The organism is Paenibacillus psychroresistens, from assembly GCF_009728935.1.
GTDB lineage: Bacteria > Bacillota > Bacilli > Paenibacillales > NBRC-103111 > Paenibacillus_AC > Paenibacillus_AC psychroresistens.
The window spans coordinates 8030414-8050295 of sequence record NZ_CP034235.1 but is presented as its reverse complement, the minus strand read 5'-3'; the positions used below and the strand labels follow the sequence as shown (position 1 = coordinate 8050295).

Below are 19882 nucleotides of genomic sequence, written 5' to 3'. Positions count from 1 at the left end.
ATGTATGTTTAGAAGGCTTCGTTATGGAATAAGCTGCTGTTTATTGATCTGGACTACAGTTGTCTGTACGAGCTGCATGGATATTATTGAGCTGCGTTCTGAGGCATTTTTAATTGGAATGGGAATTGATACAGGAGATTCTGCAGATGAACTGCAGGTCAGTGTGATTGAAGTATTGCTTTCCCCGTCCCAGTCCAGTGAAGGGGCTGAGGCTGCGGGAGGGACAATGTCGAAGGGAAAGAGCGGAGGAGGCGGGCAATATAGAGTCATAACGTCTAATGGCGACTCAATGGCAGATTGTTTACGTGATATTCGTCTGAAACTTCAAAAAAAGTTAGTGCTTAGCAAGATTTCCTATATTGTGTTCAGTGAAGCAGCAGCCCGCAAAGGGATTAAGAAAGAAATAGACTTTCTAGCACGAGCCAGCGATTTTGATCAGACTGCACATCTCTTTGTTTCGGAAGGTAAAGCTGCTGATCTCTTACAGAAGGATCAAGGGAAATTGCTTGACTTTACAACGAAAGGTTATTCCTTTCTACCCGCTTATCTGGCGAGTGAGTTTTGGCGTGTTGGGGTGAGAATGCTGAATAATGGCTTGGAGAGCGCTGCGCTTAATCGTATTAATATAAATGGTGACATCCTTATTTTTGAGGGAGAATCCTATCTGCTTCAAGATAAGCTTGCCTATAGTTTGAGTACTAGAGATAGCAAGTTCACTAACATCCTCTTGAATAAAAAAAGTGGCGGCTTGTATATTTCTGCTTACGACCCTGCGCAAACGACATTAGAAATCAGTCATTTAGCAAGAAAAACTAAATATGAACGGAAGCATGTACAATTGAGTTATAAGTTAAGAGCATGGGTAATTGAAAGTGGAGTACGCAAAGAAATCCAGAATAAAGCGGAAATTGAGCAAGCTGCTGCTAAACGAATCCAGAAAAAGCTGCAGCAGCTTTTACAGGAAACCAAGGAGTTGGGCATTGATATGCTGGGCATTGGCGAGAAGTTTCGTCAACGGAATTGGAATACAACGGATTGGCATGAGCAAATTAAAAAGCTGGATATAGGAGTTGAGGTAAAGGTAGAGATATTATCAGGCTCCGGCAAATCGGATTTTGAAAAATAACGAGGCGATAGCTATCTAAACAGAGATGGTGCATTTGTGGTATACTGGAGCGAAAGTCCCAAAGAGGAGTTGTACCGGCTAGTGAATCGCATGACCCCAACCCTAAGGCAATCATTGCTCTGGTGTGCTGTTCTCATTATTGAATTATTGTCTTTAGTGACACCGCTTAATTTTCTAACGATTACGCTGATCATGGTTCCCCTGCTGATACTCTATCTTAAGCTTGATTTAAAGCAGTTTAGTCTGGCTTATGTATCAAGTTTATTTGTGTTGTTTGTCATACTAGGTGGAAGTGGATTAAGCTTATTACTGATTATTTATTCCTTATTCTTCATCCCGCCGGCAATAGCGATGGGGCAATTATATAAAAAAAGAGCAAGTATTCGAGTTGTGCTTATGATAGCTATTCTTGTAGTGATCGCTGAAATTTTATTGCTATTGTTCATGGGTTATTCTACAGGTGTGGATCCAATTGGGCATCTAAAGATTTTCCTAACCGATAGCGTAGCTAGCCTGCCTAAAGCCATGCTGCCAGTGGAATATCTCGAGTTCAGCACCGATTATATAGAAAAAGCAATATGGATGCTGCCTTTTTTATTGCTTTTGTTTGCTACCTTTTATGTCTTTCTTACACACGCAATTACGCGAAGGCTGCTAAAGAAATCGACAAGCCCTTTACCGGGATTGCCCCCCATGCATGAGTGGAGATTACCTAAGTCCATGGTGTTGTATTTTCTAATTGTGCTTATAATAGGTTTAATCATCACAGAGAAATCCGATTTATATTTTCAGATGATTGTGTATAATTTATTGCCCCTGTTTATGGTACTCTTCGCCGTACAAGCCATTGGTTTACTGTATGCTTTTGTTCATTTCAAGAAATGGAATCGGTTTATTCCGTTAGTGATGATTCTGCTATGCCTGTATCCCCCGGTTACCTATGTGGTTTGTTTGCTAGGAGTCATGGATATCTTGATGCCATTAAGGCAGCGATTCTTTAAAATATAAGTATAAGTTTCAATCATAGAGGAGTTATGTTAATATGCCCAAGTTTCTCTTAAAGCGATGGCACGGCCTCCATATTGTATGGGTGTTCATTCTGCTGTCCGTGGCAATTCTATTATTGTTCATAGCGATGGGAGGGGTTGTAGGCACAGCTATTCTGCTGCCTACGCTAGGTTTGGTCTATTACACTGTGGCTGCAGAAAAAGCCTTTCGTAAAGAGCTTAACCGCTATGTAAGCACCTTATCCCACCGCATTACGCAAGCAGGGAATGAGGTTCTGCAGCAGCTGCCTATTGGGATTCTACTATATAATGAAGAGAAGATCGTGGAGTGGCATAACCCATTCGTCGGCCAAATGCTGGAGCGGCCTTCGATCATAGGCGATCATTTGCTGGAGCTTATTCCCGTGCTGAAGAACAAGAAGGAGAAGGACCCGAGATGTGAGATTAAGCTGGGTAATAAAACCTTTCAAATCCTGATGCGTACGGATGAGCGGCTGCTTTATTTTCAAGAAATTACGGCACAGGCTGATTTGTTCAAAAGATACCAAGAAGAGAAAACCGTGCTCGGTATTCTGCTGCTTGATAATTTAGAAGAAGCTACGCAAGGTATGGATGAGCAAACACGCAATTCAACGATTGGCAAGGTAGCGGGCGAGATTAACGAATGGGCGCAAAAGCATAAGCTGTACGTCAGAAGGCTTTCCTCTGATAAGTACCTCCTGGTCATGGATCATAAAGCGCTGCAGCATCTGGAGCAGACTCGTTTTGAAATATTAGATGAGGTTCGTGATTTAACGAATGAGCTGAAGCTTCCATTTACGCTAAGCATCGGAGTTGCCTCTGGGGCGGAAACTTTGATTGAGCTGGGACAGGTGGCTCAAACGAGTTTAGACATGGCGCTAGGACGCGGCGGGGATCAGGTTGCTGTAAAGATTGGCCAGCGTATGACGTTCTATGGAGGGCGTTCGAATGCCGTAGAGAAACGGACGCGAGTTAGGGCGCGGGTGATTTCACACGCATTGCGCGATTTAATCAAGGAAAGTGATAAAGTCATTATCATGGGTCATAAAGTGCCGGATATGGATGCAATTGGTGCTGCGATTGGGGTGCTGAAAGCGGTACAGGTCAGTCAGAAGGAAGGCTTTATCGTCTTGGAGGGTATTAATCCGTCGATTGAGAAGCTGATGGAAGAGATTTACGGGAACGAGAAAATGGCACGATGCTTCATAACGCCTGAGCAAGCGATGCAAATGACGAATGCGCGTACCCTAGCGGTTGTCGTGGATACACATAAAGCCTCGCTGATTGCGGAGGCGAGAATATTGCAGCAGACTTCACGGATCGTGGTTGTTGATCATCATCGCCGCGGAGAAGAGTTTATCAATGAAGCTGTCTTGGTTTACATGGAGCCTTACGCATCTTCTACCTGTGAATTGGTGACGGAGCTGCTGCAATATTTTAACGAGCGGATGTCAATGGAAGTGCTGGAAGCCACGGCGCTGCTGGCGGGAATTACGATGGACACGAGAAGCTTCAGCCTGCGTACGGGAGCACGGACCTTTGAAGCGGCCTCTTTCCTTAGACGTAATGGTGCGGATACCGCGCTGATTCAACGATTGTTGAAGGAAGATTTGGACACCTTTGTTCGCAAAGCGGAGATTATTAAACACGCTGAAGTGATCTATGGGCACATTGCTTTAGCGGTTACAGAGCCGAATAATAAGCATTCCCAGTTGCTCATTGCGCAGGTTGCAGATACACTTTTGAATATGACGGATATTATGGCTTCTTTTGTAATTAGTGAGCGCCAAGATGGGTTAATCGGAATTAGTGCGCGATCTATGGGTCAAATTAATGTACAATTGGTAATGGAGCGTTTAGGCGGCGGCGGGCATTTAACCAATGCAGCTACGCAGCTGGAAGGATCTTTAGAGAACGCGGCTAAGCAGCTTAAGCAGGTTCTCGACGAAATTGAAGCGGAAGAGGGTTTGTTCGAATGAAGGTAATCTTATTGAAGGATGTTAAAGGGCAAGGCAAGAAAGGCGAAGTTAAAGAAGTTTCGGAAGGGTACTATCAGAATTTTCTAGCTAAGCAAGGCTTGGCTAAGCTTGCATCGGATTCCAACATTAAAGTGATGGATCAGCAGAAGAATTCCGAGAAGAAAAAGAAGGACAATGAAAAAGCAGAAGCCCAAGCATTGGCGGACAAGATCGGTGAGCTAACGCTGCAGATCAAAGGGAAAGCCGGAGATGCGGGTCGCTTGTTCGGTTCGATTACAAGTAAACAAATCGCAGAAGAATTGGAACGCCAATATAAAATTACCATCGATAAACGCAAAATGACACTAGACGATCCGATTCGTGTTCTAGGTACAACCAGCATTCCGATTAAGCTGCATCTTGGTGTAGTGGCGACGCTGCAGGTTCAAGTAACGGAGGCGTAGCATATGGAAGGCGAGTGGCTGCTTGACCGCATACCGCCGCAGAATTTAGAAGCCGAGCAGGCTGTGCTAGGCGCTATTCTATTAGACGGCGAAGCGATGGTTACCGCGATGGAACGGCTGCGCGGCGAGGATTTTTATCGTGCGGCGCATCAACACATTTATGACAGCATGGTCGAGCTTGCCGAAGCGAACGAGCCGGTCGATTTGATTACTTTGACGGCGAAGCTGCAGGATAAGAAGCAGCTCGAGGATATAGGCAGCGTTAGCTATCTGGCTGAGCTGGCGAACTCCGTGCCGACTGCGGCGAATATTGACTATTACGCGGCGATCGTCGAGGAAAAGTCTTTGCTGCGCCGGTTGATTCGCACGGCGAATCAGATTGTGAGCAATGGGTATGCGAACGAAGATGAAGTAAGCATCATGCTGAGCGACGCTGAGATGCGCATCATGGAGATTTCCCAGCGCCGCTCAGGCAATGGGTTTGTTTCCATCCGCGAAGTGCTGATGGAAGTATTCGAGCGAGTGGAATATCTCGCGGAGCATAAAGGCGGGGCTACCGGAGTTGCATCCGGCTTCCGTGATCTGGATAAGATGACATCCGGCTTTCAAAAGTCGGATTTAATTATTCTGGCTGCGCGGCCGTCTGTTGGGAAAACCGCATTTGCTTTGAACGTTGCCCAGAATGCGGGGGTGCGCGGCAAAGAAACCGTCGCGATCTTCAGTCTGGAAATGGGCGCGGCACAGCTTGTACAGCGTATGATATGCGCAGAAGCGAATGTCGATGCGAACAGACTTCGTACCGGTGAGCTGAAACCAGACGATTGGGAAAAGCTGACGATGGCCATTGGAGCCTTATCGGAAGCACAGATTTATATAGATGATTCGCCCTCGTTGACCGTTGCTGAGATCCGTGCCAAATGCCGCCGATTGAAGAAGGAAAAAGGCTTGGGGATGATTCTGATCGATTACCTGCAGTTAATTGCAGGACGTGGTAAAGGCGGAGACAATCGGCAGCAAGAGGTCTCTGAGATATCTCGTACCTTGAAGCAGATTGCCCGTGAGCTGGAAGTTCCGGTTATTGCTTTGTCCCAATTAAGCCGGGGAGTAGAGCAGCGTCAAGATAAGCGTCCTATGATGTCAGATTTGCGGGAATCGGGATCGATTGAGCAAGATGCGGACATTGTAGCATTCTTGTATCGCGATGACTACTATAATAAGGAATCGGAAAAAGAAGGCGTCATCGAAATCATTATCGCCAAACAGCGTAATGGTCCAGTAGGAACGGTGGAGCTCGCTTTTCTAAAGAATTATAATAAATTCGTCAGCTTGGATCGCACTCATCAGGACCCTGTCGGGGCATTTTAATAAAATCGACAAAAAACGAACGATTGAGATGAAGTTCTCGTAAACGTTCGTTTTTTGTCCGGTTTTTCTCTGGGATTCGTTGACTTTCATTATTTGGACTGCTACAATATAAATGCTGTGTTTGGGAACGAAAAAATTAAAGGGACCTTTAAGGGACCTTACGGGGGTTATGTTCATGTCAACAGTAGTTGTTGTCGGAACCCAATGGGGCGATGAAGGCAAGGGGAAGATTACGGACTTCTTGGCTGAATCTGCAGATGTGGTGGCTCGATATCAAGGCGGTAATAATGCAGGACATACGATTATTATTAAGGATAAAAAATACAAACTAACTTTGATACCCTCAGGTATTTTTAATCAAAACAAACTATGTGTCATTGGCAACGGACTTGTGCTTAATCCGGAAGCGCTTATTGCCGAAATTCAATATGTGCAAGACAATGGCTTCTCTACGGCTAATTTGAAGATAAGTGATCGTGCGCATGTTATTATGCCCTATCATTTGTTATTGGATGGATTAGAGGAAGATAGTAAAGGCGCTTCCAAAATCGGTACAACACGCAAAGGCATTGGCCCTTGTTATGTAGATAAAGCGGCACGCAATGGGATTCGAATCGCGGATATGCTGGATTGCGATTTGTTCGAAGAAAGACTTCGTCTATTGGTGGCTGAGAAGAATATTGTGCTTGAAAAAATATATGGTCACCCCGCTTTGGAAATAGAGCCGATTCTTGAGCAATATCTAGCCTATGCTGAAGTTTTACGTCCTTATGTAACCGATACTTCTGTGCTGCTTAACGACTTGATTGATCAGAATAAACATGTTTTATTCGAAGGCGCTCAAGGGGTTATGTTGGATATTGATCAAGGTACTTATCCGTTTGTTACATCATCCAGCCCAACGGCAGGCGGTGTTTGTAATGGAGCAGGTATCGGACCAACTAAGATTCATAGCATCATTGGTGTTGCTAAAGCTTATACTACTCGTGTTGGCGATGGTCCTTTCCCTACAGAACAGAATAATGCGATTGGTGATCTAATCCGTGAAACTGGTCATGAATATGGTACGGTTACAGGTAGACCTCGTCGTGTAGGCTGGTTTGATAGTGTTGTGATCCGTCATGCTCGCAGAGTTAGCGGAATTACTGGCCTTTCATTAAACTCATTGGATGTACTATCTGGATTGGAAACCGTAAAGATTTGTACGGGCTACCAATATCGTGGAACGGTTATTGAGCATTACCCAGCTAGCTTGAAAATGCTGGAGGAATGCGAAGCGGTTTACGAAGAGCTGCCAGGCTGGTCCGAAGATATCACCAATGCTCGCAGCTTAGATGACTTGCCAGCAACAACTAGACGTTATGTGGAAAGAGTTGCGGAGCTAACAGGTATTCCAATTGCTATCTTCTCCGTAGGACGTAATCGCGAGCAAACTAATCTGGTAACACCCATTTATGTCTAATTAATTAAATTTATTAGTCACAGCGAATCTCTTCGGAGGTTCGCTTTTTTATGCTGTTTTTGTGCTGCTTTTGTGCTCTTTTGTCGGTATAGATACCTAGTTGTTGCAATCAGAAACTAAATGTTTCTAATCTCGTATAACGTGGTAATAAATGACATGAGAATGACAAATTACGACAAGAGGTGAATGATATGCGGATAATCAAAATGATATGTTTAATAGCTGTTCTGGTAATGGGAGATTATTGGATTGAAGGTGCATCAGCTCCAGCTTATGCAGATTCGGTTGAGCCAGGAAATGTAACGGAAGAATTAGCGAGTTTAATAGTTAGTCCAGAAGTAAGTATGGTTATGCTAGTGAATAGCACGTTAGCTGCCATCGGGGATGAGGTTAAGAAGATCCCAGCTCCTTATTTGGAAAAAGGAATTACGATGGTTCCAATAAGAGGGGTTGCAGAAGGCTTAGGTGCAAATCTAATCTGGAACGATGTGACTAATGGAATGGAGGTAACTACTTCCACAACAAAAGCGGAATTATGGGTTGGTAAAGCTGAAATAACGGTTAACGGTCAAACTGTATTAAGCCCTATTCCTATTTCTATGAAGAAAGAAGTTGCCTATGTACCTATTAGAGTTATGGTAGAAGCTTTTCAGCAGCAAATTTATTATCAGGACGGACTTATAATTATTAGTAATATTAACAGTGAAGAGTTCGAACCCCTCCATGAGTTTCTCACCCAGACATTTGAACAGCTCGAAGCCGGTTTCCCTTATGTCGTTTATCAAGGTGAGAAGTCAATGGAGTGGTTTGACCAGGCAAACAGCGCGATTACTTACGCCAAGCTATATAGCCATGCATCCGTTAGAACGGTAAAAGATGGTGCTTGGTTATGGGATAATTATTTACCTTACCGTGTCTATCAGAAAGAAATTTTTGTGAAAGATTTAACTGTGTATTCTAAAGCAGTTAGCCTGGCCAAACAATATACGAATAGTTCCGTGTATTTCCATTCCAAAGATCAAGCCGTTTGGAGCAATGTAAAACCTATTAAAGCATCGGCGTATATTAATATCCCGCTTGTATTGCAGTTTCCCGAGCTGGCTCGCGGCTGTGAGGTTACCGCTTTAACGATGCTGCTGCAGCATGCAGGTATAAACGCCAATAAAATGACGCTCGCCAAGGAAGTTAATACAGTAGCTTATTACGGAGATCCCAACGAAGGCTTTGTCGGCAATATCTATACGTTCAGTCAACCAGGTTTTGGTGTATACAACGGGCCGATAGCCGAGCTTGCCGAAGCCTATATTCCGAAAGGTATAGTTAATATGACGGGAACTAGCTTTAATGATTTGTTATATACACTCGACCAAGGCAACCCGATTTGGATCATTACTAATTCTATTTTTACTCCCTTATCTCAAGCAAGCTTTGAAAATCTGAGAACCCCTAACGGCAGTATGAAAATTACTTGGAAAGAGCATTCTGTTCTGGTTGTTGGTTACGATAAGGATTATATCTTCATTAATGATCCTGCTGGAGCTAAGAAGAAGATTCAAAAGCAATCCTTCATAGCCGCTTGGGAGCAGATGGGCAAGCAAGCTATTACTTATGTTTAAAAAATTCGATGAAGAGTCTTGCAGTGTTTTATTGCTGCAGGGCTCTTTTTATTTCTAAGCGTTAGAATACTACTTTTTGGTCCATACTAGTCATTATCTGGAAACGTTTAGGAGAGTGAACCGTGATAAAACTAGTAAACTGGTTAACCAAAATAATTATTCAAACCATGATCATTGCAAGCTTGACTGTATATTTGACTTGGGTAACCGTACATACGTATGTGGATAAGCTATTAGCAAAATATCATTTGGATAGTGCAGAGTCCAAAATAGATTTTTCTGATTTTTTGTCACAAATGTCGACAAGCCTAAATATACTGAAACCATCGTCTTCTAATAATCAAGCTTCCGAAAAGACGTCCGAGCTGACTGAAAATGCAGAGTCGACGGAGGAACCATCACGCCAGACACCGGCAGATCCCGAAACGACAGACACTCCTGTTATAAAAGATGTGAATGCTGATCAGGAAAGTACAACAAGTCCTAATCCAACGGCTACTCCTGTAGCAGCTGATTCTCAAGGTGTGGATGCAGTGCCAGATGACAGTATCTCGGTTTGGAACCAATCGAGCGGAGCAAGCGGTCAAGAAGCATCCAAAAGTGGTGATAAGCAGAAAGAGCTAGTTATGTCCGCTGAAGAATTCACTAAGATGAAGGACGAGCTCAACGAAGCGGATAAAGTCCAAATTTTCACATTGCTTGCCGCAAGATTGCCACAAACGGAGTTTCAACAGCTCTCCACTTATGTCGAGGATGGAGTAACGGAAGCTGAATGGGCCGATATTCAGAAGATGGTCGAGCAATATCTCGAGCCTGATGAATATAAAGAGCTTCAAGATTTATTAGCTAATTATTAAAGCTGTCCACCATGTCGAATAAGGGTATCTTCTGCTTGCCGCCAGCGAGACTTCTCTACGAAGACATCCATAGAGTAGGTTGTAGTGCCAGATGATTCCTTATTCTCTATCACATTATGAATCCTTAAATCTAGTACGCCTTGTTTTCGAAGTGCTTTTGCTGCGAGATCCAGGTCTGTTTTCTTTTTGAATGCAGCCGTAAGAGTGGTTTCCATGAACTGACCCCCATATAATTGAATTGATTTACGAACGTATCTGATACTTACGCTAAACAAGTTGAAATCATGAGTCGTGTTGTGTTAAAGTTGTAAAGGACTCTTTTTTTTCTATTTTATGGAGTGTAAATTGGCGATATTATCTAATGTTTCGTAAAAAAGCTTGAAATGGGGAATACCATGAATTTTTTCAAAGGAGCTCATAAGCTTCGAACAAAACTACAGCAATGGACAACACAGACGAACACCAACATTAAGAAGATAAATTGGAAAGAAAATATACAGAGCAAATTTAGATGGATGGCAGTCGGAAACGGCCCTTCATTGATTAAAAAGCACCGCATGCTCATGATTAAGAGCGTCGGATCGCTTGGTTTAATCGCAGCTATTACGGTAGGCGGAAACCATTATGTGAATGCGAATATGGTCGAAGTTTATCACGTTTATGTCGATGGTAAAGAAGCGGGAAGTGTCAGTAGTCCGCAGCTTGTTGATGATTTCAAGGTTTCTAAAGTAAAAGAATTAAAGGAAAAAAACCCCAATGTTCACATGGTCGTCAATATTGATGCGGTCACCTTAAAGCCTGAAAGGGCTTTCAAAATCGCAAGTGAAGATACTGCTACCCTACATAACTTGGATACTATGTTAACAGTGCGTACTTTGGGCATTGAATTAGTAGTGGATGGCAAGCTAATCGGTACGGTGAGAGATAAGGCTGAGGCGGATGCAATCCTTGATCGCATTAAGGCTAAATACCTGCCGAGCAAAGCAAAAGCTGCTGGTAAAGTTGGCATTCTCTCCGCACAGAATAAGGACGCATCTTCAGATATCGTGGATGTCCAAGTCGAGAAAGCAGATTTTGTCCAGAAGGTTGATATTAATGAAGTTGATATTGACGCTAACGCATTAATGGATCCGGATAAAATTGTCGCAAAGCTCGAGACAGGTGATGTTCAGCCTAAAAAATATAAGGTTATGGACGGAGATTGCGTTTCTTGCATTGCTGCTAAATTCGATATATCGCCTCAGTTAATTTATACTAATAATCCTGTTTTAGTAGAGGATGACCGACTCCAAATTGGACAGGTTTTGGACTTGACCTTGCTAGAGCCTACACTTTCAGTGCGTACCGTAGAGAGAGTTATCGAGAATCAAGAAATTCAATTCGAAACGAATTATAAATTAGATGACAGCATGCGGGCTGGGATTGTTAAAAAAACCAAGTCTGGTGTCAATGGAATGAAGAAAGTCACGATTGAGCTTACTAAGCTTAATGGCTTTATGGAAGATGAGAAAATGCTTAGTGAAGAAGTTACAGTCAAACCTCAAGCAGCTGAAGCGATTAGAGGAACCAAGGTTATTCTTGGCGAAGGTACAGGGAAATTCGCTTGGCCCGTTGTGGGCTCAAGCCTTTCTAGTGGATTTGGGACGCGCTGGGGTGTATTCCATAAGGGTGTAGATTTAACCTCAGGCAATCGCAGCATCCTAGCAGCGGATAATGGAAAAGTCATTTACGCAGGCTACAAAAGTGATTACGGCAATCATATTATTATCGATCATCTCAATGGTTACAAAACTTTATATGGTCATCTCAGCAAAATTGGCGTAACCGTCGGAACCACTGTCGAAAAAGGTGAGAAAATCGGCGTTATGGGCAGTACAGGCGATTCCACAGGGACTCATCTTCATTTTGAAGTAAGATCGGATGATTCTCCACAGAACCCGCTTAAATATTTAAATCGGTAATCATTGGGAAAGGCAGGGCACGGAACAATTTGTTTCGCGGCAATGCCTTTTTTTTGATACAATAGAACTATACGGATAACTTTCAACTTATTATATTTGCTGACCGTTTACCGTAAGCGAGAAATGGGATTATGAGAGGAACGTGGTTGCTTTGTTCGCAAAAATTCTGGTAGTGGACGATGAACAGCCGATTGCTGATATTCTAAAGTTTCATCTAGAGAAGGAAGGCTATCAGGTTATCTGTGCTTATGATGGCGGGACAGCGGTTGAGCTTGCTTTTAAAGAGGAGCCGGATTTGATACTGCTTGACTTAATGCTGCCTGTTAAAGACGGAATGGATGTATGCCGCGAAATTAGGGCTAAGCTTAATACACCAATTATCATGCTGACAGCCAAGGATTCTGAGATTGATAAGGTACTGGGGCTTGAGATGGGTGCTGACGATTATGTGACGAAGCCATTCAGCGCACGTGAGCTGTTGGCTCGTGTAAAAGCGCGGTTACGCCGCCAAAGTCAGGCGCAGATTGCAACAGCGGAATCCAAGGAACAGCATGGTTTACGTATTCATAAATTGTTGATCGATAATGAGATGTACATTGTGTATAAAGATGAGGTTGGACTTGATTTAACACATCGTGAATTTGAATTGATCTATTATATGGCGAAGAATAGCGGCAAGGTCATGACACGTGAGCATTTGCTGCAGGCTGTCTGGGGCTATGAATATTTCGGAGATGTCCGTACTGTGGATGTTACGATTCGTAGGCTGAGGGAGAAGATTGAAGACGATGCGAGTCATCCGGAGTATATTACCACACGTCGAGGTCTAGGCTACATGATGCGTACGCCCAAAGTTTAGCTTGGAGCTTGGAGGAAAGGCTGTATGAAAGGCATCCGTTTTTTGCGTACGATTCAGGTTAAGCTGATTATTATGTACGTTCTGCTTATTTTATTTGCGATGCAGCTAATTGGGCTGTATTTTATGAGAACGATGGAAAGCTCCTTCCGTGATAATTTCTCGAATACCCTGGATCAGCAAGCGCAATTGTTTGCACAATCGATGGCTTCTTACTTAACTCCTACGAACCAAGACGGTAAAATCGTGGACGACCAGACCGTGGAAGCGAAGAAAAGAAACGCGGATTTGAGCACAGATATTGGCAACTGGAATAAAGTCATTAATGCAGATATTCAAGTGATTGATGCGAACGGAATTGTATTGGCTAGCTCGCAGTCGAATGCAGAGAATATTGTCGGACAGAAGAATACGCTACCCATCGTCAGTCGAGCCCTGCAGAACATCACAGAAAGTGATAATGATGGAATCCTCATCGATGTAGATGGGAAACGCAAGAAGTTTATCGCTCGGCCTATTGGCAGTGGCGGTAAAGTAATTGGCGTCGTCTATATCGTGGCTTCTATGGAAGATACATTTACAACTATTCAACGGATTAAACAAATTTTCTGGTCAGGGACAATTATTGCCCTTGCTATGACCGCGCTCCTTGGCGTTATACTCTCTCATACCATTACCAGTCCAATTAAAGAAATTACGAAGCAGGTTACGTATATTGCCGCAGGCAGCTTTGATCATCAGCTGCAGGTTAGAGGGCAGGATGAGATTGGCCAGCTAAGCCATGCCTTTAATGGGATGACGGAACGATTGAAGGAAGCCTTATCCTTGAATGAGGAAGAGCGGGACAAGTTAGCCTCGATTCTCTCTAATATGAGTGATGGTGTAATCGCAACGGATACGGAAGGTCGCGTAATTGTTATCAATCAGGTTGCTAAGCAAATGCTGCAGCTAGATGATCAAATTGAAGGCACGCCGTTGGCACAAATATTGAGGATATCCCCAGAGATGGCTTTGCCGCGCCAAATAGGGCAAACCAATACGAATCTAATTGATGTATCCTTCCCCAATGGCGAAGACTTGACCGTTCGAGTTACCTTTACACCGATTCAACGTCGAGAGATGGGCGTCACGGGAACAATCGTCGTGCTGCAGGATGTTACGGAGCAAGAGCAGCTTGAGCAAGCTCGGCGTGAATTCGTAGCTAATGTGTCACATGAGCTGCGCACACCGCTGACGACAATTAAGAGTTACTTAGAAGCTCTTGAGGGTGGCGCTCTTGAGGAGCCTCAACTGGCTCAACGTTTTGTGGGCGTAACGCGGAATGAGACGGAGCGAATGATTCGTCTGGTCACGGATTTACTGCATCTATCAAGGTTGGATTCTAAGGAAGCCATGCTAGCCAAGGAATGGATAACGGTGTCGGATATGCTAGAAGAAGTCGCCGATCGGTTCGCCTTCCAGCTGCTACAGCGGAATACAGAAATCTTCATCGTAGTGGAGCAGGAGCTTCCAACCATTCTAATTGATCGCGATAAAATAGATCAGGTATTGGATAACTTAGTTTCCAATGCGATTAAGTACACCGGTGATAGTGGTCGGATTGAATTAGGTGCGCGGAAAAATGCGCAGAATGAGCTAGAGATCTTCGTTCAAGATAATGGGATTGGGATTCCGCAGAAGGATTTGAGCCGGATTTTTGAACGATTTTATCGGGTGGATAAAGCAAGATCTAGAAACATGGGCGGAACAGGTCTCGGCCTATCCATTGCCCAGGAAATAATTCGTGCGCATGGTGGCGATATCCTGTTGGAATCCGAATACAATATTGGCACTCGCGTCACCTTCACGATACCTTACTTAGCTGGGGAGAGTGAGGAGATATGATGGAGCGCATCAAATCTATAACCTTAACCATATTAGTGCTTGTAAGCCTGGTGCAAAGCTATTTTCTAGCTTATAGCTCACCGAAGTTCGATAATGTGGTGCAAACTGATTATGTGGAGAATGAAGTCATCGGTACGCAAGCGGAGCTCGGTGATATTCTCTTCCCTGAGCAGATTATTCTTCATTCTGGCAATAGCACACATACACTGCTACCCCTGAGCCTACAATTTTATAGTATGGTTTATGATGATTTTCTCAAACGCAAATTCTATGACGGATTACGTCGTACCGAAACATCCTCGTTGGACCTCAATTGGGACTATATTCGCAAACAGAATCCAGGGATAGAGCTGAGGTTTAAGGAGGCGATTCCGCTGCATGTTCTGCAGAGTATTCTGCAAATCAAGCAAGAAGCCCCTTTAATCGACGAGATGATTACGCGAATCTGGATTTATCTGGTTGCCAATACGGATGATGTGCATACGTATTTCCTGACAGACAAAGATTCGGTCGTTTATGAAGCAATGAAGGTCGATATATCCGCGGATAACGTCAAGAAATATGTGGCTTTCGGGCAATATCTAACCAAATATCATAGCGTGACAGGTGATTATTATTTACCGGATGAAGCAATAACGATCGCAAAAATCCAAGCCTCTTACAGTCAATTTACAGCAGATCAGCTAAAACGCAACCTGTTTGTTGATCCCAGTATGACGCGGAATTTTGTGGAGCGAGATTTAACGCAAATATATACAGATGGCAAAAGGGCTTTGCAGGTGAAGAACGATACTCATTGGATGAAATATTCCGATCCGATCTCGATCCCGGTAGACAACAGCAATGATGCGGAAGAAAACCTGCTGGGTTCCATTAAGTTTATTAACGAGCACGGCGGCTGGAATGGCACTTACATTTACAGTCAGATGAGCTCTGAATTAGAAACAGGACCGCAAACCTTCCTTTATCGCCAGTACGTTGACAACTATCCGTTGATTGGATTAGCTCCGAATAATTTTGGCTATATCAAGCTCGTTCTGCAAAGAGGGGTCGTATCGGTCTACGAACGATCACTGATCAAAATTGATACCGACACCATAGTGAAGAAAGAAGCCTTTCTGCCGGGTGGCAAGACGTTGGATAACTTGATTGAGGCCTATAGCAAAAGACAAGAGATCGTCACTATCTTTCCAGCTTACCAAGTGACGGTGGTCAAAGGCAACAAAGTCGACCTTGTGCCAAGATGGGCAGTCGAGCTTAAGGACGGCACTAACGAATTTATTTACTAAGGTGAGTTTTAAAAAGTAGGCGGAAGGAAGTGATGGGTGTGTCTGGAAGGCATATCTATCACGCACTGTAGATTTACTTTTTATAAAGGAGGTGACCCATGGACTGGGGCCGAGCGAAAATGGTTTTGATATTGTCCTTTCTGTTTCTTAATCTTTTGCTAGGCTATCAGATGTGGGTCACTCGCTGGGATCCTACTCTGCTCAATTCCGATATGAAGGCTTTTAAAGAGGAAACCAAGCAAGTGCTGGCTAGTAAAAACATTAAAGTAATTAATAAAATCCCGAGTGCTGTTCCTAAGTTGAGGCAAATCTCGGTTAAATTTGCTGGTAATAATGAAGAAACGAAAATGACTGTATTGGCAGCACCAATTCCTTATACAAGCTTTACAGCTAAGAATAGTTTGCGGGATTTAGCATTCAAAGCGGACATTCCTAATGCAACTCAGTATCAGCTTGATGAGGGAATAAAAAAGCCGGGAGAGATCCTATTTAATCAAATGAGTGAGAATGTGCCTTTGTTCGATGTAACCTTGCAGCTATTCACAAAAAACTCCCAAGTCACAGGTTACAAACAAGCCTTTGTTGAAGTACAATTAGGTGTAGAGCAAAAAGAGCAGAAGGAAACAAAGGTCATCTCTGCTTACACGGCGGTTCGCAGCTTAGCTGAGAATTATTTGCCAGTTGGCTCGGTGATTACCGACATTCAACTGGGTTATCATGGACAACGTTTTAACTCGGATACGCAGCCGATGCTGCCATTCTGGAGAATTGTTCTGGAAAAGGGTGCACCTTATTATGTGCAAGCTTTTAGCGGAGCAGTCGAGGGAAATCAAGAGCAAACCAAGAATTAGCTGAAGACAGGGCGAGGAGCCGAAAACATGGGACTACGGTTTAGCATATTATCAAGCGGATCGACAGGAAATGCTACGGTTGTAGCCAATGACGATGCAACTATATTAATTGATGCAGGATTAAGCGCCAAAAGAATAGATCAGCTGCTGCTGGAACGCGAAGAATCTGCGAAGAATTTCGACGCCATTCTCGTGACGCATGAACATTCCGACCATATCAAAGGCTTAGGGGCTATTGCACGCAAATATGATCTGCCGATCTATGCCAATGAAAAAACATGGGAAGCACTCAATAAGCAAATTGGCACAATAGCCGCAGAGAAGCAGCATGTCATGGAAACGGGTTCAATGCTAGAGATAGGTTCTCTGCAAATTCAATCCTACGGGATTTCGCATGATGCTGCTGAGCCTGTGGGCTATTGTTTCTATGATGGGGAAGAGAAGCTGAGCGTGGCTACGGATTTAGGTTATATGAGCGGCAAAGTGAAAGAGCAGATTAAAGATTCCGATGTATTAATACTAGAATCGAATCATGATATTGAACTGCTGCGCATGGGAAAATACCCATGGAGCATTAAACAGCGTATACTAGGAGATAAGGGTCATTTGTCGAACAATGCCGCTGGAGAAGGGTTAATTGAAGTACTGGGAAGTCGGACCAAGCGAGTGTATCTGGCTCATCTCAGTCGCGACCATAACATGATGGATCTGGCGAGAATGACGGTAGGGAATATATTGCAGGATAATGGAATATCTACTAAGGATGAAGGCATTACCCTTAAGGATACATACTATGATCGCGCTACTCCGTGGGATAGGTTGAGTGAAGAGTAAGGGCTTCGTCCAGCTGTGCGGCTTTTTGCTCGATATCCTGATGAGTGAGCAGGCCTTTCTCGAGTAGAAGCTCAAGCATAGCGCTAAGAATAAGGGTATTCTGGTAATGCTGTTCCTTCAAATCGGCGAGCTTGCCAATATAATCGACTTGTTCGAGATGGGAAATCTTATTCATGGTTGACCTCCTTCAGTAAGTGTAAAATATAAATGAAACAACTCTTCTAGTTTAGACCGATTTAAGAGAAAACATTCCAAATATTTATAAAGAGATATAGACTGTTAATGGACATTAACCAATTGCCCGTTAAACAGTATAGAAGTAGGGGAATAAGGCAGAGGAAGTGATCAGCTTGAGTTTTTTTAAAGACGATTTTTACTCGACGAAGGCGTCGAAGCGAAACTCATTTGGTCGGCGGTCTCAGAGCCGGGTAGGGATTGCACTTCTATCTGCAGCTAGTGGAGCATTACTTGTCTTACTAGTCCTCTGGATTAGCGGTATTGCTGGTTCTACGGGTCAAGCTGTGCAAAGCGTGATTGCTTCTACCTCATTAGGGCAAACTAGCGATCAGGAAGATAATCGAGTGGTTGAAGCCTATAACAAGGTGGGGCCAGCAGTCGTGAGTGTCATCAGCTTAATTAAATCCGAGGAAGATCCCGTTTCTCCTGAAGGGCAGGGGTATGGATTGGGCTCGGGTGTTATTTTTCGAATTGGTAATAATAAGGCACAGATTGTGACGAACAACCATGTGGTTGAAGGCGGAACCTCCTATGAAGTCGTCCTAGCCAACAAAGACCGTCGAAAAGCAGTGCTCGTGGGGCGGGATCCTTTTACAGATTTAGCCGTGTTGGAAATCGATAGCAAAGGTGTTACGGAGTTTGCAGAATTCGGTGATTCCGATACGCTGAAAGCTGGGCAAACGGCAATTGCTATCGGCAACCCGTTGGGGATGGATTTTGCCCAAACCTTAACTAAAGGAATCATTAGCGCTCCAATGCGCATAGTGCCTACAACCATTGGTAAAGACAGCGGAGTGGCTTGGGAAATGAACGTAATACAAACGGATGCGCCGATCAATCAAGGCAACAGCGGTGGACCTTTGGTAAGTATAGAAGGCAAAGTAATTGGCATTAATAGTATGAAAATAGTCGAGTCAGGCGTAGAAGGCTTGGGCTTTGCGATTCCGATTAATGAAGCTAAACCCATTCTTGAAGCACTTATCCTTGATCATAAAATAAAGCGTCCATATATGGGAATTGGGCCAAGTGATTTACAGATGTTTACCGAAGGCTTAGAAGTGCTTGAGCTGCCAAAAGAAATTACAAAAGGCGTTATCGTTATGCAATCCTCTGGACCGGCTAAAGAAGCGGGCTTGAAGGAGAAAGATGTAATCGTCGAGCTAGATGGAAAAGCAATTGAAAGTTCCTTCGAGCTGCGCAAATACCTATTTGATCATAAAAAAATCGGCGATACCTTATCCGTCACTTATTATAGAGGACAGAAAAAGAGTGAGCTTACCGTAACATTAGGCGAGATGCCGGAAAACTAGCATGAAGCATGAAAATGAAAAGACTAAAGAATTTGAGGGATACTAAATATGTATGTTGTTTGTATAGAGCATGTAGAGCTAGCGATTGACCGTTTTGTTGATGAGTACGAAGAAGCACCGGACTTAATTGACCTCCATGAGGTTAAATTCAAAAGCTGGGAGCCGCCTGCTTGCTGTAACGAATGTAAAGAAGCGGCTCGTTTTTTGGTGGTTTAGAGTGAGGGTAAAAGATAAGAGCTTGCTGTGCAGGGGGTAATTAGGTTGTTTATTCAAATTATAGCCGTCGGCAAGCTCAAGGAAAAATATTGGACCGACGGCATTGCGGAATACATGAAACGCTTGGGGCCTTATGCTAAGGTGACGATTACCGAAGTAGCGGACGAAAAAGCGCCAGACAACATGAGTGAAGCCGAAGAAGAGCAGGTCAAGAACAAAGAAGGCGAACGCATCCTCGCACAGATCAAGAGCGAAGCGTTCGTCTTTGTTTTGGCTATTGAGGGCCAGACTTGGTCCTCCGAGCAAATCGCGCAGCAGATTGATAAGCTTGGGGTGGATGGGAGGAGCAGCATTGCTTTTGTTATTGGAGGCTCCAATGGGGTTTCAAGTGCAGTTATGAAGCGGGCTGATCAGCTTCTCTCCTTCGGGAGGATTACTTATCCTCATCAGTTGATGAGGGTTATTTTGGTTGAGCAGGTTTATCGGGCTTATAAGATTATTCGTAGGGAGAAGTATCACAAATAGGCGAATTATGGCGAATATTATTTGCTGGAGATTGTTGGCTTAT

At 43.8% G+C, this 19882-nt stretch carries 19 protein-coding genes; 17 read left to right on the top strand and 2 right to left on the bottom strand.

The genetic code is table 11. From position 1 onward, the window contains the following. The first annotated feature begins 4 nt into the window (after positions 1-4). From EHS13_RS35920 to EHS13_RS35885, 8 genes are all read left to right on the top strand, one after another. On the top strand, positions 5-1126 hold the full coding sequence (locus tag EHS13_RS35920; RefSeq protein ID WP_155705119.1) for a Ger(x)C family spore germination protein: 1122 nt from the start codon (positions 5-7) through the stop codon (positions 1124-1126). 90 nt (positions 1127-1216) lie between these two features. Further along, entirely contained in the window at positions 1217-2134 is a 918-nt protein-coding gene (locus EHS13_RS35915; RefSeq protein WP_227014096.1) for a DUF2232 domain-containing protein, read from the top strand. Positions 2135-2168: 34 nt separating this feature from the next. Continuing rightward, entirely contained in the window at positions 2169-4133 is a 1965-nt protein-coding gene (locus EHS13_RS35910) for a DHH family phosphoesterase (protein WP_155705117.1), read from the top strand. Beyond that, positions 4130-4576, top strand: a complete 447-nt coding sequence (gene rplI / locus EHS13_RS35905; protein WP_155705116.1) for a 50S ribosomal protein L9 — start codon at positions 4130-4132, stop codon at positions 4574-4576. Before EHS13_RS35910 ends, rplI begins: the two co-directional genes overlap by 4 nt. A gap of 3 nt (positions 4577-4579) precedes the next feature. Next, on the top strand, positions 4580-5941 hold the full coding sequence (gene dnaB / locus EHS13_RS35900; protein ID WP_155705115.1) for a replicative DNA helicase: 1362 nt from the start codon (positions 4580-4582) through the stop codon (positions 5939-5941). A gap of 175 nt (positions 5942-6116) precedes the next feature. After that, the gene (locus tag EHS13_RS35895) at positions 6117-7403 is read left to right on the top strand and encodes an adenylosuccinate synthase (RefSeq protein WP_155705114.1); all 1287 of its coding nucleotides are present in this window, start codon (positions 6117-6119) and stop codon (positions 7401-7403) included. A gap of 191 nt (positions 7404-7594) precedes the next feature. Continuing rightward, positions 7595-9019, top strand: coding sequence for a C39 family peptidase (locus EHS13_RS35890; protein ID WP_155705113.1), 1425 nt, complete (start codon positions 7595-7597; stop codon positions 9017-9019). Positions 9020-9141: 122 nt separating this feature from the next. Continuing rightward, positions 9142-9876: a hypothetical protein gene (locus tag EHS13_RS35885; RefSeq protein WP_155705112.1), complete on the top strand. Its 735-nt coding sequence runs from the start codon at positions 9142-9144 to the stop codon at positions 9874-9876. Here EHS13_RS35885 and EHS13_RS35880 read toward each other — a convergent pair. Beyond that, on the bottom strand, positions 9873-10091 hold the full coding sequence (locus EHS13_RS35880; protein WP_155705111.1) for a hypothetical protein: 219 nt from the start codon (positions 10089-10091) through the stop codon (positions 9873-9875). The two genes, EHS13_RS35885 and EHS13_RS35880, sit on opposite strands and share 4 nt — an antisense overlap. 180 nt (positions 10092-10271) lie before the next feature. Between EHS13_RS35880 and EHS13_RS35875 the strand changes: the two genes are divergently transcribed. From EHS13_RS35875 to EHS13_RS35850, 6 genes are all read left to right on the top strand, one after another. After that, positions 10272-11837, top strand: coding sequence for a M23 family metallopeptidase (locus EHS13_RS35875; RefSeq protein WP_155705110.1), 1566 nt, complete (start codon positions 10272-10274; stop codon positions 11835-11837). A gap of 151 nt (positions 11838-11988) precedes the next feature. Continuing rightward, a complete protein-coding gene (gene yycF, locus EHS13_RS35870; protein ID WP_155705109.1) occupies positions 11989-12696 on the top strand; it encodes a response regulator YycF in 708 nt (235 codons plus the stop codon). Positions 12697-12720: 24 nt separating this feature from the next. Continuing rightward, positions 12721-14577, top strand: a complete 1857-nt coding sequence (gene walK / locus EHS13_RS35865; RefSeq protein WP_155705107.1) for a cell wall metabolism sensor histidine kinase WalK — start codon at positions 12721-12723, stop codon at positions 14575-14577. After that, positions 14574-15866: a YycH family regulatory protein gene (locus EHS13_RS35860; RefSeq protein ID WP_155705105.1), complete on the top strand. Its 1293-nt coding sequence runs from the start codon at positions 14574-14576 to the stop codon at positions 15864-15866. Before walK ends, EHS13_RS35860 begins: the two co-directional genes overlap by 4 nt. A 98-nt stretch (positions 15867-15964) precedes the next feature. After that, complete coding sequence (gene yycI / locus EHS13_RS35855; RefSeq protein ID WP_155705103.1) at positions 15965-16717, top strand: two-component system regulatory protein YycI; 753 nt, start codon at positions 15965-15967, stop codon at positions 16715-16717. A gap of 27 nt (positions 16718-16744) precedes the next feature. Further along, positions 16745-17551 carry an MBL fold metallo-hydrolase gene (locus EHS13_RS35850; RefSeq protein WP_155705102.1) on the top strand — a complete coding sequence of 269 codons (807 nt, stop codon included), beginning with the start codon at positions 16745-16747 and terminating at the stop codon, positions 17549-17551. On the opposite strand, the gene EHS13_RS35845 is transcribed toward EHS13_RS35850, so the two are convergent. Further along, a complete protein-coding gene (locus EHS13_RS35845) occupies positions 17520-17726 on the bottom strand; it encodes a hypothetical protein (protein WP_155705100.1) in 207 nt (68 codons plus the stop codon). The two genes, EHS13_RS35850 and EHS13_RS35845, sit on opposite strands and share 32 nt — an antisense overlap. A gap of 166 nt (positions 17727-17892) precedes the next feature. On the opposite strand from EHS13_RS35845, the gene EHS13_RS35840 reads away from it, so the two are divergent. The 3 genes from EHS13_RS35840 to rlmH are packed head-to-tail and all read left to right on the top strand — an operon-like array spanning position 17893 to position 19839. After that, positions 17893-19098, top strand: coding sequence for a S1C family serine protease (locus EHS13_RS35840; RefSeq protein WP_227013723.1), 1206 nt, complete (start codon positions 17893-17895; stop codon positions 19096-19098). Between the two features lie 48 nt (positions 19099-19146). Continuing rightward, entirely contained in the window at positions 19147-19314 is a 168-nt protein-coding gene (locus EHS13_RS35835) for a CxxH/CxxC protein (protein ID WP_155705096.1), read from the top strand. A gap of 45 nt (positions 19315-19359) precedes the next feature. After that, positions 19360-19839 carry a 23S rRNA (pseudouridine(1915)-N(3))-methyltransferase RlmH gene (rlmH, locus tag EHS13_RS35830; RefSeq protein ID WP_155705095.1) on the top strand — a complete coding sequence of 160 codons (480 nt, stop codon included), beginning with the start codon at positions 19360-19362 and terminating at the stop codon, positions 19837-19839. Positions 19840-19882 lie beyond the last annotated feature (43 nt).